The following is a 13,622-nucleotide window of genomic DNA, read 5'->3' as shown; positions in this document are numbered from 1 at the left end:
GAGATCCGCCGGTTGATCGGGCACATCGTCATCACGCCCCGCCACCACACCAACGAACACCATCTGCACTGGTCACACTTCCGTAGACACAGCCAGGCCCGAGCCCGCCGTTCCCACTACAAACGTCGAGGCCACAACCCCCAGATGCGGTTGCAGTACTAGGTCTCGCTGAGGACCTTCGGTGTGACGGCCGTGAGCGGGATCCGCAATTCGCTGAACCGGCGCGGGCCGTCCTGGAGGCAGCGGATCACCATGCCGGCCCACTTGTCCCCCACGCGGAACGGCACCTGCAAAAAGGCGCGGACGGCCCCCGTCGACTGGGTGATGCTCACGTGAGTGATGCTCACGCCCGCCGGACACCTGGAGCACGGCGGACCGCGGACGGGGCGGTACGGCGCTGGCGAAGAGGACCTGCCCGGTGTCGGGGGTGGCGACGGCGGGGCTGAGCCGTGGCTGTCGTACGCCGATCTCGCGGTGACGGTGGTGGATGAGATCCAGGCTCCGGCGCGGCACCGGACCCGGGTGTGCGGGTGTCGGTGCTCAACTTCCGGAGCGGAAGGAGGAGGACATCCGGGAGGAGGCAGAGGCGGCAAAGGTGAAGAAGGAGAAGGCCGAATAGGCAAGGCGTGGGAGGCGCGGGCGGCGGCGGGGAAAGTACCGATTATGGCGCTTCCCTCAACTCCCCACTCCCCCGGTCGGCTTGTCGTCATCCAGGCGCAGAAGCCCAAGCGGTGCGCCACGTGCCGGCGCGGGCCGCTGTCGCTGCTCGTGCTGGAGGACGGGGCACCACGCTGCCTGCACTGCGCGGACCTCGGACACCTGGTGTTCCTGCCGCGCGGGGACACCGCGCTGACCCGCAGGTCGAGGGAGGAGAGCGGGCTGTCGGTCGTCGTGGTGCGGTTCAACCGGCGCAAGAGCCGTTACGAGCGGCGGGGCGTGCTCGTGGAGGAGGCGGCGCTGGCCCGGGCCGAGGCCCGCTGCCTGGCGGACGCGGAGGCGCGGCGCAGGCGGCGGGCGCGGGACGCACGGCGCCGGGCGGCGGAGGACGAGCGGTTCGCGGCGGCTTTCGCGGCCGAGATTCTGCGGCTCTTTCCCGGCTGCCCTGCCGATCGTGCGCGGTCCATCGCGGCGCACGCGTCCGTGCGTGGCAGTGGGCGGATCGGGCGCAGCGCAGCCGGGCAGGCGCTGTCGGAGGGAGCGGTCGTCTCGGCGGTCGTGGCGGCCGTACGGCATGTGGACACGCCGTACGACCAGCTGTTGATGGGCGGGGTGTCCCGGTACGAGGCACGGCGCCGGATCGCCCCGGCCGTGGAGAGCGTGCTGCGGGCCTGGCAGGGCGCGGGGGCGGAGGCAGGCTGAGCGGGAGAGGAAGGGGGAGGGGGAGACGGAGACACTCGCGTATGTCGTCGCGTTCCTCGGCCATGGTCGGCGCCCCTTCCTGGGCATTCACTGGGGGTGGTGGAGATGCCGGGCGCGTACCGGGCGGAACGAGACGGGATGGGGCGTGGAGATGATCGATGGGCCGTTCTTCGTGCTGGTCGTGGCGGGGATTCTCGGCACCGGGATGATGGCCGGGGTCTTCTGCGCGTTTTCGACCTTTGTGATGCGGGGGCTCGCAGCGCTGCCGCCGGCGCAGGGCGTCGCGGCGATGAACGCGATCAATGGCGCCGCGGTCCGGCCCGCCTTCATGACGGTGTTCACCGGCTCGGCAGTGCTGAGCGCGGTGATCGCGGTGGTGACGTTCGTGGTGTGGCCGGACGAGGGGAAGGCCGAACTGCTGCTGGGCAGCGCGCTGTACCTCTGCGGATCGTTCGGGCTGACGATCGTCGCCAACGTCCCGCGCAACGACGGGCTGGCCCGGCTGACCCCGGGCGCCCAGGAGGCCGCCGTGTACTGGCCGGCGTATGTGCGCGAGTGGACGTTCTGGAACCACGTCCGCGCCGTCGCCTCGGCAGCGGCCGCCCTGGTTTACGTACTGGCCCTCGCCTGATCTCGGTACGGGTCCCTTGTCTGACCGGCTCCTGACAAGCCATGGTCCCCCTGGCCTGGTCATGCCCGACTGTCCCCCGACCCACCTGCGACAGGCCCCTGGCAGACCCCTGACAGACCCCTGACAGACCGCTGACAGATCCCTGACCGTGCACAGACCCCTGACCGCGCCCTGATCAGTCCCTGACCGACCCCCCGACCCGTCCTTCGAACACACTCTGATGCCTCCTGATCATCCGCTGACCAGCCCCTGAGGGACCCTAGGCAGGGAGTCCGGGCGCGTCCGGTGCCCGGCTGAGGGGGCCTCGCGAGAAAGCGCTGTCCACCACTCTGCGCTGTGGTCGGGGCGGACGTATCGTGGCCGAAAGAGTGCCGAAGGACGCCGCCCGATGGCGTACGGCCCGTCGTACACCCGATGCCCGCGCGGTATCCGTACGCGAGGAAGACGACCATGGCCGATCCCAAGGGGTTCATGACCACGCCGCGCCAGGAGTGGCCGCGGCGGCCCGTCGAGGAGCGGGTGCGGGACTGGGACGAGGTGTACGTCCCGGGAGCGCTGCTGCCCATCATCAGCAAGCAGGCCGACCGGTGCATGGACTGCGGCATCCCGTTCTGCCACGACGCCTGTCCGCTGGGCAATCTGATCCCGGAGTGGAACGACCTGGTCTCGCGGGAGGACTGGCGGGCGGCGAGCGACCGGCTGCACGCGACGAACAACTTCCCCGAGTTCACGGGCCGGTTGTGTCCGGCACCCTGTGAGGCGGGCTGCGTACTCGCGATCAACCAGCCGGCCGTCACCATCAAGAACGTCGAGTGCGCGATCGCCGACCGGGCCTGGGAGGAAGGTTTCTCCCAGGCGCGGCCTCCCGAGCGGCTGTCCGGGAAGACGGTCGCCGTCATCGGCTCCGGGCCCACCGGACTCGCCGCCGCACAGCAGCTGACCCGGGCCGGGCACACGGTCGCCGTGTACGAGAAGGACGACCGGATCGGCGGGCTGATGCGCTACGGGATCCCCGAGTTCAAGATGGAGAAGCGGCATCTGGAGCGGCGGATCGAGCAGATGCGGGCCGAGGGGACGAAGTTCCGTACGTCGACGGCGGTCGGGCGCGATGTCGGGGCGGCGGAACTGCGCGGACGGTACGACGCGGTGGTGATCGCCACAGGGGCGACGGCGTGGCGGGAACTTCCGGTACCGGGACGGGAGTTGTACGGGATACACCAGGCGATGGAGTATCTGCCGCTGGCAAATCGAGTCTGTGAAGGGGATCTGGAGGTTTCACCGCTGTCCGCGGCCGGCAAGCACGTGGTGATCGTCGGCGGCGGGGACACCGGGGCGGACTGTCTGGGGACCACGGTGCGCGAAGGGGCCGCGTCCGTGACCCAGCTGGACATCTACGCGCAGCCGGGTGCCGAGCGCGACGAGGACACCGAGCCTTGGCCGACGTACCCGAAGATCTACCGGCTGTCGGCCGCGCACGAGGAGGCGCGGGACCTGCGTACGGCACCGGCGGCGGACGCGGACGCGCGGCTGTTCGCGGCGTCCACGCTCCGCTTCGCCGGCGACGACAGCGGGCATGTGCGGTCACTGCATCTGGTGGAGGTCGACGAGCGGCGCCAGCCGGTGACGGGCACCGGGCGGACGCTTCCCGCCGATCTCGTACTGCTCGCCCTCGGGTTCTCCGGGCCGGACCAAGGGGACGGGCTGATCGGGCAGTTGGGGCTGACGCTCGATCCGCGCGGCACCATCGCCCGGGACGACGGCTTCGCGACCAACGTCCCCGGGGTGTTCGCCGCCGGGGACGCGGCGCGCGGGCAGTCGCTCATCGTCTGGGCGATCGCGGAGGGGCGGGCGGTGGCGGCGGCCGTCGACCGCTATCTGACCGGGAGTTCACGACTGCCGGCACCGGTCTCTCCGAGGGATCGGCCGATGAGGGTGTAGGTGTGGCCGACGGTTTCTTGTGGCCGTTGGTCACTGGCGGGATCGGGTGACCGGGGCCGGCGCCGGCCGTGCTCGGGTCATCCCTTCCGCTCGTCCGTCCCCGCCACCTTCCCCGTCGACAGGGCCACCCGGTTCCACGTGTTGATCGTGCAGATCATGGCGATGACATGGGCCAGTTCCTCCTCGTCGAAGTGGGCCGCGGCCTCGGCGTAGACGGTGTCGGGGACGCCCGCGTCGGCGACGAGGGTCAGGGCCTCCGTGAGCGCGAGGGCGGCCTGTTCCCTGGGGGTGAAGAAGTGCCGGGCCTCGCGCCAGACGGCCACCATGTGCAGCCGGTCCTCGCTCTCGCCGGCCTTGCGCGCGTCGTTGGTGTGCATGTGCAGGCAGTAGGCGCAGTGGTTGAGAAGGGAGGCGCGGATCTGGATCAGCTCCACCAGCGCCGGGTCGAGGCCGGCGCGGGCGGCGGCGTCGAAGCCGACGATGGCACGGAAGACCTTCGGGGCGGACTTCGCGAGGTCCAGCCGGGTACGGGAGGCCTCGACCTCGGCGATCGCGGTGGTGATGTCGGCGGCGCCGGTGCTCGTGTTCGTCGTCATGGCTTCAACCTACGGGGCCGATAGACCGGCTGTAGGGTGCATTTCCATGACGGAATCGTGGGTCAATTCCGCGGAGCGGATCGGCGCCGATCTGCATCTGGAGCTGTCGGGTCCGGGCGGGCGCAGGGCTGCGCTGACCCGGGCACTGCGGGAGGCCGTGCGCAGCGGGCGGCTGACGCCGGGCACCCGGTTGCCGCCGTACCGGTCGCTCGCCGCCGACCTGGGCGTGGCCCGCAACACGGTGGCCGACGCCTATGCGGAACTGGTCGCGGAGGGCTGGCTGACCGCCCGCCAGGGCTCGGGCACCCAGGTCGCCGACCGGGCGGAGCCGCTGCGGCACGCCGTACGGACACCTGTGAAAACACCTCTACGCGCGCGTGGCCCGCGACACGATCTGCGGCAGGGCGCGCCGGACGCGTCGGCGTTCCCGCGAGCGGCCTGGTCGGCCTGCTACCGGCGGGCGCTGCAGGCGGCGCCGAACGAGGCGTTCGGGCCGGGGGATCCGGCCGGGCGCCCGGAGCTGCGGGAGGCGCTGACCGAATATCTGGCACGCGCGCGTGGCGTGCGGACCGAGCCGGACCGGATCGTGATCTGCTCGGGCTTCGCACACGCGCTGCGGTTGCTGTTCGGCCAGGGTGCGGGCGGGGTGCTGCGCGGTCCGCTGGGCGTGGAGGCGTACGGGCTGGACTTCCACCGGGGGCTGCTCACCACGGCCGGGGTGCGGACGGTGCCGCTGCCGCTGGACGAGCACGGCGCGCGAGTGGACGTACTCGGACGCGAGCGGGCCGTGCTGCTCACGCCGGCGCACCAGTTCCCGACCGGCGGCCCACTGCACCCGGAGCGCCGGGCGGCCGTGATCGACTGGGCACGCGCGCGTGGGACGGTCGTACTGGAGGACGACTACGACGGCGAGTTCCGGTACGACCGCAAGCCGGTCGGTGCGCTCCAGGGCCTCGATCCGGAGCGGGTGATCCACCTCGGTTCGGTCAGCAAGAGCCTGTCACCGGCGCTGCGGCTGGGCTGGATGGTGCTGCCGGAGCGGTACGTCGAGCCGGTGCTCGCGGCGAAGGGCGAGCGGGAGGGCTGGGCGAGCGTCCTGGACCAGCTGGCCTTGGCGGAGTTCATCGTCTCCGGGTCGTACGACCGTCATGTGCGGCGCATGCGGCAGCGCTACCGGCACCGGCGTGACCGGCTCGTCGCCGCGCTCGCCGAACACGCGCCGCAGGTCGAGGTGAGGGGCATCGCGGCCGGGCTGCACGCGGTGCTGCGGCTGCCGCCCGGCACCGAGCGGTCCACGGTGAAGGCCGCCGCGTGGCAGGGTGTCGCCCTGGACGGACTCGCCGCGTTCCGGCATCCGGAGGCGCTGGCGACGGTGGGTGACGGACTGGTGGTGGGGTACGCGGCGGCCGCGGAACACGCCTACGGCGCGGCGTTGGAGGCACTGTGCGGGGTGCTGCCTCCGGGGTGAGGAGCGGGGTGCTGCCTCCGGCGGTCGGAGCGGGTCGCCTCCGGCGTGCGGAGCTGTGGTTCAGAGATCAAGGTCGGCCGCGGTGGCGTAATCCCTCGCGCCCGGCGCTCGGCTGTGGGCCGGCGGCCGGGACCCGGTCGGCCGGAGCGGGTCCGGCGGACCGGGGGTGGCGATGACTTGCGACAGAAGGATCCGCTGCCTGCGCACCTGAACCTTGAGCAGCGTAAACGCGGTGGGCGGGGCCGCGCAGCCGAACAGACGCCGGGCAACCCACCCGCCCATAAGGAAGTTGAGCGAAAAACAACGGGCGGTCGAGGTCAGGACAGCAGGAAGTCGGCCTCCCCCGCCTTGGCGCCCTCGATGAACGCGGTCATCTCGGCCGTGGTGTAGATCAGCGCCGGCCCGTCCGGATCGGTGGACTGGCGTACGGCTATCCGGCCGTCGGCCAGCTTCATCGCCTCCAGGCAGTTCCCGCCGTTGCCGCCGCTCCAGGGCTTGTGCCAGCCCTCGCTGCCCAACTCCCGCGCGGGCATGCCGTTGTAGACGCGTCCGCGCGACGTGATGCGATCCATTCACAGCTCCTTGCGGAGATCCCGGAGGATCTCCTTCGTGCGTTGTGCCGTAGCGGCCTGCGCCGCCATGCGGTCCATGACCTCGAGGTGGGTCGCCACCTCCGTGCGCGCGTCCAGATAGACCGCGCCGGTCAGGTACTCGCTGTAGACCATGTCCGGCAGCTCCGGCATGGCGAATCGGAACAGCACGAAGGGCCCGTACGTCCCCGGGTGCGGCCCGCTCGCGAACGGGGCGACCTGGAGTGTCACATGGGGCAGCTTCGTGGCCTCGAGCAACTTGTCGATCTGCGCGCGCATCACCTCCGGACCGCCGACCGGGCGGCGCAGCGCGGTCTCGTCCATCACCGCCCAGAAGCGGGGGGCGTCGGGACGGGTCAGCAGTTGCTGGCGCTGCATGCGCAGGGCGACGTGCCGCTCGATGTCGGCCGGGCTGGTCTGGCCGATGGCACCGGACTTGAGCACACCGCGCGCGTAGTCCTCGGTCTGGAGCAGCCCGGGGACGAAGTGCGGCTCGTAGGAGCGGACGAGGGCGGCAGCACCCTCCAGGCTGACGTACATCGAGAACCAGCCGGGCAGGATGTCGTGGAAGCGCTGCCACCAGCCGGGCTTGTTGGCCTCCTCGGCCAACTGGACGAAGAGTTCGGCCTCGTCGTCGGCTACGCCGTACGCCTTCAGCAGCAGTTGCAGGTACGGGATCTTGAGGGCGACCTCGGCCATCTCCATGCGGCGGACGGTGGCGGGCGCGACACGCAGAACGCGGGCGGCCTCCTCACGCTTCAGTCCGGCGCGTTCCCGCAGGTCCAACAGGCGCCGTCCGAGGACCACCTGGCCCACCGTCGGCGCGGACCGCGGTTCGCTCACGCTCTCACCTCCACCGAACGCCTCCACCGAACGTGTCCTGACAGATGCTTCCCGACAGCCCTGCGGCGCCATCGAAGATGCATTCGAAGACCGGGGCGGATCTCCGATGACCCCAATTGGCGCCGCTCGACGTGCTGTTGCGAGCAGTGTGCCACGGCCCCTGACCGCGTCACACAGCACTCTGCAATTTTCATAGTGACACTTGCCAAGTGTTCACGGCGGGGAGATAGTGGCAAGCGTGATTCCGTCCGCGCCCTTAGGAACAGACGCCGCCGCAGACCGTCCCGGTCTCGGCGCAGCCACGGGAGCAGCCCCTGACGGGGACGCTGCCGGGCGCAGGTTCCGCTTCGTGCTGGCCGCACATCCGGGTTCCGTCGCCCAGGCGAGACGCCTCGCGCATGCCCGGCTGACCGGCTGGTCGGTGTGCGCGGACATCTGCGACAGCGCGGCCCTGGTCATATCCGAGCTGGTCACCAACGCGATCGTGCACACCGCGAGCAGTCGCGTGGTGTGCGAGCTGCACGACCACGACGACACCCTGCGCATAGCCGTACGTGACGAGGGCTGTGCCCCCGGCGATCCCCATCCCTCCGCGCAGCGGCCCGATGAGGAGCACGGGAGGGGATTGCTCCTGGTCGACGCGCTGTGCCGGGCGTGGGGCGCCCAGGAACACGGGCCCGGCCTGCTGGTCTGGGCCGAACTGGCCCGCCGGTCCGACGCGGCCCACGACACCGCCGCTCCGCGAGGCGACCTGGGCTGGGGCGCCCGCCCCAAGCCGGGCCGCCCGGACGACTCCGGCGAGGACGAGGCGCCGGAAGGCCGGCAGGGGGCCGCCGGGCACCCCCACCATCTCGCCCCGCTCGCACCCGAGCGCCAACACCGCCACGGGGCGCCGGACCTCCACCGACACCGCACCCTGGACCGGCCCCCGCACCAGTCTTCGCACCGGGCCCCCGAGCAGCACCGCGCCTGGGACCGGCCGTGACCGCACGGTACGGCTCCGGCGGATACGGCCCTGACTCCGACCGGCACCGTGCCACAAGCCCCTTCCCGTCCGGCGTCTTCGGCGTCGCCCGTGCCTGCGGACACGGCGCCGAGCGGTCCCTCGGCCTGGACACCCTGGTGCGGCTGCAGCGGCGCAGGCCTTTCCCGGACGCGCCCCGTCGGCTCGCCGTGCCGGACGGCATGACCGCACCGCTCGGCTGCGACGCCGTGGCCGTGCCCGACCGCCTCGGCCCGCTCGTCGTACCCCGGCTGCCGCGGCTGGGCTGCGTGTACACCGACGGCGCCCGCTGGTGGTGGATCGTTCCGTCGGACTCCGACTACGCCCTGCCCTGGCCGTCCCCGGCCCACTACGCCCCCGGCGCCCTGGTCACCGGCACCGCCCGGCTCATCCACCGCCCGGAGGGCACGGTCCCGTACACCCCGCCGATCCCGCTGTACCTGGCCCTGTGCCGGGTGACCGGGACGACCCCGGACTGGTCCCGGGCGGCGTAACGCGGCGCTCGCCTCGGCCCCGGTCGGCTGATCGGCGAGAGCCATCTGCGCCAGTCCCGCCGTACGCCCCCTTCGCTCCCCCGGCACTCCCCCACACGCCCTCCCCCGCCGCCGGTTCGCCCGGAGATAGTGGCCCTTCCGCCACGCTCCAGGAGGTCATGTGAGGAAGAAGCGGGGGACGCCCGAACCCGTGGTGTCGGGGTCGGAGCGGCTGCTGTTCGGGGGACCGCTGCGGTACGACATGGGCTGGAACGAGCACGCCGACGCCTTCCTGGAACTGAGCTTCCGTGCGATGGTCGTCCGGCTGCCCGGCATGCTGGCCTCCAGTCTGCGGCTGGCCCTCCAGGCCGACGCCCGGGCCGCGCGGATCGTCCTGGCGGCCGAGGCGCTCCGCGGCGCCGCCCAGGCGGTGAGCCTGCTGGCCGTCAACAGCGCGCTCGCCAGGCTGCTGACCGGCCCGGACATCGAGCAGCGACTCCGGTCGGCCGCCCCCGCGCTGCTCGCCATGGCCACCGTATCGCTCGTGGCCGTACTGCTGCGGGCGGCCTCCACGTACGCCGTCGGGCGGCTGGAGCCCAAGGTGGAGCGGGTGGCGACCGAGCTGTATCTGGAGCGGGCGGCGAACGTGGAGCTGGCCGCCATCGAGGACCACGCCTTTCACAAGCTGCTGGACACCGCCCGGTACGGCGCCGAGTCCGCGCGCCGCATGATCTCCTACGGCGCCCGGGTGATCGGCGCGCTGATCTCGCTGATCGCGGCGGCCGGCGTGCTGGCCGTGCTGCATCCGGTCCTGCTGCCGCTGCTGGTCACCATGACCCTGCCGAGCGCCTGGAGCGCGCTGACCAACGCCCGGCGCCGCTATGAGTCCTTCCATGTCTGGGTGCAGCACGCCCGCGCCGGCCGGCTGATCAGCCATCTGCTCACCGAGCCGGCCGCGGCCCCGGAGATCCGGGTGCACGGGGTCGGCCCGTTCCTGCTGCGCCACTTCCGGTCCATGTCGGAGACGGCGGAGGCGGAGCAGGCCCGGCTGGCCCGGCTCGCCGCCCGAACCGGCCTGATCGCGGCGGGCTGGACCGGCCTCGCCACGCTCGCGACCTACGCCACGCTGGGCGCGCTGCTGCTGACCGCCGCGATGGCCCTGTCGGTGGCCGGTACGGCGGTGATCGCGATCCGCACGGGTGCGTCGAGCCTGGACACACTGGTGCTGGAGATCAACCAGCTGCACGAGGAGGCCCTGTTCGTGGGGGATCTGCAGCGGCTGTACGTGGAGGCGGCCGAGCGGGCCGTCCCGGAAGGCGGCGAGCTCCTGCCGGAGGACCCGAAGGAGATCCGGTTCGAGCACGTCACCTTCAGCTATCCGAGCGACGCGCCGGACCCTTCTTCCGGTGAGTTGCGCTCCACCTCCAGTGAGTTGCCGGCCTCCACCGGTGAGTCGCGAGCCTCCTCCGGTGAGTCGCGGACGCGTCCCGCCCTGGACGACGTCACCCTCACCCTGCCGCTCGGCCGGATCATCGCGCTCGTCGGCGAGAACGGCTCGGGCAAGACCACGCTGGTCAAGCTGCTCGCGGGCCTGTACACGCCGGACCGCGGTCGCATCCTGTGGGACGGCGTCGACGCGGCGCGGACCGACCGGCGGCTGCTCGCCGAGCGGATCGCGATGGTGGCCCAGGATTTCAAGCGCTGGCCGTTCACCGCCCGGGTGAACGTGGCCGTCGGCCGCTCGGCCGTGCCCATCACCGAGGAACGGCTGGCCGCGGCCGTCGCCGAGGCGGGGGCCGAGGAGGTGGTCGCGGATCTGCCGCGCGGTCTGGACACCCTGCTGGCCCGCGACTTCAGCGGTGGGCACGAGCTGTCCGGCGGTCAGTGGCAGCGGCTCGGCATCGCCCGGGCGGCGTACCGGCGCGGTCAGGTGCTGATCGTGGACGAGCCGACGGCCGCCCTGGACGCGCGGGCCGAGCTGGAGGTGTTCGAGAAGATCCGGGCGCTGGCCGGCAGTGGGCAGACGGTCGTGCTGATCACCCACCGGCTGGCCTCGGTCCGACATGCCGACCTGGTGCACGTGCTGGAGCACGGGCGGCTGGTGGAGTCCGGAACCCCTCAGGAACTGCTGGCCGGGGGCGGTGTCTACGCCGAGTTGTACGCGCTGCAGGCGGAACAGTTCACGGCGCAGGTACCGGCGCGGGTTCCGGCGCCGAAGCCGGCCTGAGTGGGCCGCTGGCACCGGGTCGCGTCACTCGGCCGCCTCGGCCCCCCGCACGATCACCAGGAAGGTGTCCGTCGCGAGGTCCATGACCACTTCGGCGGGCAGGCCCTCCAGACGCCGCGCGTGCGCGAACTCCTCCGCGGGCCGGGATCCCCGCGGACCACCGGCGGGAAAGCGCTCGAGCACCGTTCGCCCGTTCACCATCTCGCACCTCCAGAAAGCGTCGTACTCGTAGGAGTTAACGCTCTGGAGAAGGGAAACACCTCGCTCGGTGACGGGACTGAGACATTACCTACACCCGTTCGGCGCGGAGCGTGCAGGACCGTTCACTTTGCGACATGAACCGCACCCTCCGTGTCAGTGGTCGTACTCGTCGTGAAGGCGCAGCCGCTCGCTGCCGGCGGGGCTGCGGCCGAGGGCGGTGAGGTCGAGCAGGCCGGCGAGGGAGCCGAGCCCGTCCAGCCCGTCGTCGTACACCGAGTAGGTGTGGAAGACCCGGTCGCTCTCGCGCAGGAAGCAGCTGACGCCCGGTCGGTCGACCGGGCCCTGGCCCGACTCGACGGTGGCCTCGAAGTCGAGGCTGAAGTCGCCGTGGGACGCGGAGCACGACGAGGAGTACCAGGGCACGACCCAGCCCATCCGCGCCTTGAACGGCAGGATCCGGGTGAACGGCGCCCGGGAGACGGCCGCGAAGGAGGTGTTCCGGGCCCGCAGATGGGCGAGGTGGCCGACCTGGTCCAGGAAGGCCGAGCAGCACGGGCAGCCGTTCTCCCAATCCGGGGCGAACATGAAGTGGTGGACGACGAGCTGGGCCCGGCCCTCGAAGAGGTCCAGGAGGGTGGCCTTGCCGTCGCCGCCCTCGAAGACGTACTCCGCGTCGACCTCGACCATGGGCAGCCGACGCCGCTCCTCCCCGAGCACCTCGCGGGCCCGTCTGACCGCCTCCTCCTTGCGCAGCAGTTCCTCGCGCGCCGCACGCCACTGCTCGCGCGAGACGATCCTCGGAAGCGACATGGGCCCTCCTGTCCGACGGTCGGTACGCGGTGGTGACCGTCGCCGGGAGCGGAACTCATCGCTGTGCGCGGAGAATCTCGCGGAGATTTCTTCCCGCATCTGCGGCCTGCACGGCATCGGGCCGGCTCAGGTGCCGTACTCCTGGGTGCGCCGCCCATGGCTCCGGTCGGTCAGCGCGGGCAGCCGGCGGCCCAACTCCGCCACGACGGCGGGCAGATCGAGGGTGAGGAGCTCCCGGTCACGCATCAGGACCCGGCCGCCGACGACGGTCGTGCGGACGTCCGAGGAACGCGCGCTGTGCACGAGGGTGGCGGCGAGGTCGTGGACGGGCTGGGTGTGCGGGCCGGTCAGGTCGACCAGGACGATGTCGGCGCGCCGACCGGGCGCGAGACTGCCGACGCTGTCTCCGAGACCGACCGCGCGCGCACTCTGCAGCGTGGCGTGGTGCAGGGCCTGACGGGAGGTCAGCCAGCGCGCATCGCCTTCGGTGGACTTCTGGATCAGGGAGGTCAGCGCCATCGACTCCCAGACGTCGAGGGAGTTGTTGGAGGCGGCGCCGTCCGTGGCGAGCCCGACGGGGACGCCGGCCGCGCGCAGGGCCCGTACCGGAGTGGTCGTGGGCCAGGCGAACCTGAGGTAGCCGCGGGGCGCGGTCGCCACGGCCGTACGGCCGCCCGTGCGGGCCAGCAGCGGAAGGTCGCGCTCCACGATGCCGGTGCCGTGTGCGATGAGGAGGTCGGTGTCGAGGAGTCCGGCGCGGTCGAGGACCTCGATGGGGGTGAGGCCGTGCCGGGCGAGGCTGGTGTCGGTCTGGTCGCGGTTCTCGGCGGCGTGGATGTGGACGGGCAGGCCGTGGGCGCGGGCGAGGTCGGCGGTGGCGGCGAGGTCGGCGTCGGTGACGGTGTAGGGGGCGTGCGGGGCGAGGGCGGTGGTGATGCGGCCGTCGGCGGTGCCGCGATGGCGGAGGGCGAACTCGGCCGACCGCTCCCGCCCTTCGGGGCCCTGACTGGAGAAGTAGGCCTCGCCGAGGTGCGCGCGCAGGCCGCACTCGGCGACGACGGCGGCGACGGCGTCCATGTGGAAGTAGTGGTCGGCGAAGCAGGTCACCCCGCCCCGGATCATCTCGGCGCAGGCCAGCCGGGCGCCGGACTCCACGTCGTGGGCGGTGAGGTTGGACTCGACCGGCCAGACGACGTCGTTGAACCATTCCTCGGTCGGCAGGTCCTCGGCGAGTCCGCGCAGGGCCACCATCGGGGCGTGCGTGTGGCAGTTGATCAGCCCCGGCATGGCGATCTGACCGTGCGCCTCGATCCGCTGCACGGCGGGCAGGTCCCGCACCGACGCGGCGGAGGTGACCGACTCGATGACCCGGTCGCGTACGACGATCGCCGCGTCCTGGCGGAAACCGACCTGTTCCTCCTCGTCATGGACGAGCGCGGTGCAGCCGGTGATGACGAGGTCGGCGGGAGCGGGAGGCATGGGC

The 13,622-nt window shown here is 72.0% G+C and carries 14 protein-coding genes and 1 pseudogene; 8 read left to right on the top strand and 7 right to left on the bottom strand.

Annotation, left to right across the window (positions count from 1 at the left end; genetic code table 11):
• Positions 1-161 precede the first annotated feature (161 nt).
• Positions 162-287, bottom strand: a pseudogene (locus tag AB0M27_RS01875) (winged helix-turn-helix transcriptional regulator); the annotation flags it as partial.
• A gap of 200 nt (positions 288-487) precedes the next feature.
• Between AB0M27_RS01875 and AB0M27_RS01870 the strand changes: the two are divergent.
• The 4 genes from AB0M27_RS01870 (at position 488) to AB0M27_RS01855 (ending at position 3,928) form a co-directional block, all read left to right on the top strand.
• A complete protein-coding gene (locus AB0M27_RS01870) occupies positions 488-619 on the top strand; it encodes a hypothetical protein (RefSeq protein ID WP_365716830.1) in 132 nt (43 codons plus the stop codon).
• A gap of 44 nt (positions 620-663) precedes the next feature.
• Positions 664-1,359 (top strand): DUF2293 domain-containing protein, encoded by a 696-nt coding sequence (locus AB0M27_RS01865; protein WP_365716828.1) that lies wholly within the window; start codon positions 664-666, stop codon positions 1,357-1,359.
• Between the two features lie 151 nt (positions 1,360-1,510).
• Entirely contained in the window at positions 1,511-1,990 is a 480-nt protein-coding gene (locus tag AB0M27_RS01860) for an anthrone oxygenase family protein (RefSeq protein ID WP_365716867.1), read from the top strand.
• Positions 1,991-2,440: 450 nt separating this feature from the next.
• On the top strand, positions 2,441-3,928 hold the full coding sequence (locus tag AB0M27_RS01855; protein ID WP_365716826.1) for a glutamate synthase subunit beta: 1,488 nt from the start codon (positions 2,441-2,443) through the stop codon (positions 3,926-3,928).
• A gap of 77 nt (positions 3,929-4,005) precedes the next feature.
• Here the strand turns inward: AB0M27_RS01855 and AB0M27_RS01850 are convergent, their stop codons facing one another.
• Positions 4,006-4,524, bottom strand: coding sequence for a carboxymuconolactone decarboxylase family protein (locus AB0M27_RS01850; protein ID WP_365716824.1), 519 nt, complete (start codon positions 4,522-4,524; stop codon positions 4,006-4,008).
• 46 nt (positions 4,525-4,570) lie between these two features.
• On the opposite strand from AB0M27_RS01850, the gene AB0M27_RS01845 reads away from it, so the two are divergent.
• Positions 4,571-5,992 (top strand): PLP-dependent aminotransferase family protein, encoded by a 1,422-nt coding sequence (locus tag AB0M27_RS01845; RefSeq protein WP_365716822.1) that lies wholly within the window; start codon positions 4,571-4,573, stop codon positions 5,990-5,992.
• 317 nt (positions 5,993-6,309) lie between these two features.
• On the opposite strand, the gene AB0M27_RS01840 is transcribed toward AB0M27_RS01845, so the two are convergent.
• Both AB0M27_RS01840 and AB0M27_RS01835 read right to left on the bottom strand, forming a co-directional pair.
• Positions 6,310-6,564 (bottom strand): DUF397 domain-containing protein, encoded by a 255-nt coding sequence (locus AB0M27_RS01840; protein ID WP_365716820.1) that lies wholly within the window; start codon positions 6,562-6,564, stop codon positions 6,310-6,312.
• Entirely contained in the window at positions 6,565-7,425 is an 861-nt protein-coding gene (locus tag AB0M27_RS01835; RefSeq protein ID WP_365716818.1) for a helix-turn-helix transcriptional regulator, read from the bottom strand. It abuts the gene before it with no gap.
• A gap of 229 nt (positions 7,426-7,654) precedes the next feature.
• Between AB0M27_RS01835 and AB0M27_RS01830 the strand changes: the two genes are divergently transcribed.
• The 3 genes from AB0M27_RS01830 (at position 7,655) to AB0M27_RS01820 (ending at position 11,128) form a co-directional block, all read left to right on the top strand.
• Positions 7,655-8,410, top strand: coding sequence for an ATP-binding protein (locus AB0M27_RS01830; protein WP_365716816.1), 756 nt, complete (start codon positions 7,655-7,657; stop codon positions 8,408-8,410).
• A gap of 125 nt (positions 8,411-8,535) precedes the next feature.
• A complete protein-coding gene (locus tag AB0M27_RS01825) occupies positions 8,536-8,922 on the top strand; it encodes a hypothetical protein (protein WP_365716865.1) in 387 nt (128 codons plus the stop codon).
• A gap of 160 nt (positions 8,923-9,082) precedes the next feature.
• Positions 9,083-11,128 (top strand): ABC transporter ATP-binding protein, encoded by a 2,046-nt coding sequence (locus AB0M27_RS01820; protein ID WP_365716814.1) that lies wholly within the window; start codon positions 9,083-9,085, stop codon positions 11,126-11,128.
• Between the two features lie 24 nt (positions 11,129-11,152).
• On the opposite strand, the gene AB0M27_RS01815 is transcribed toward AB0M27_RS01820, so the two are convergent.
• The 3 genes from AB0M27_RS01815 to AB0M27_RS01805 form a co-directional block, all read right to left on the bottom strand.
• A complete protein-coding gene (locus AB0M27_RS01815; RefSeq protein ID WP_362112549.1) occupies positions 11,153-11,329 on the bottom strand; it encodes a hypothetical protein in 177 nt (58 codons plus the stop codon).
• A 153-nt stretch (positions 11,330-11,482) separates the two neighbouring features.
• Entirely contained in the window at positions 11,483-12,139 is a 657-nt protein-coding gene (locus AB0M27_RS01810; protein WP_365716812.1) for a DUF899 domain-containing protein, read from the bottom strand.
• A 126-nt stretch (positions 12,140-12,265) separates the two neighbouring features.
• Entirely contained in the window at positions 12,266-13,618 is a 1,353-nt protein-coding gene (locus AB0M27_RS01805; protein WP_365716810.1) for an amidohydrolase, read from the bottom strand.
• Positions 13,619-13,622: the final 4 nt, after the last annotated feature.

It is taken from the genome of Streptomyces sp. NPDC052107, from assembly GCF_040680215.1.
GTDB lineage: Bacteria > Actinomycetota > Actinomycetes > Streptomycetales > Streptomycetaceae > Streptomyces.
This window is presented reverse-complemented; position numbering and strand designations above follow the sequence as displayed.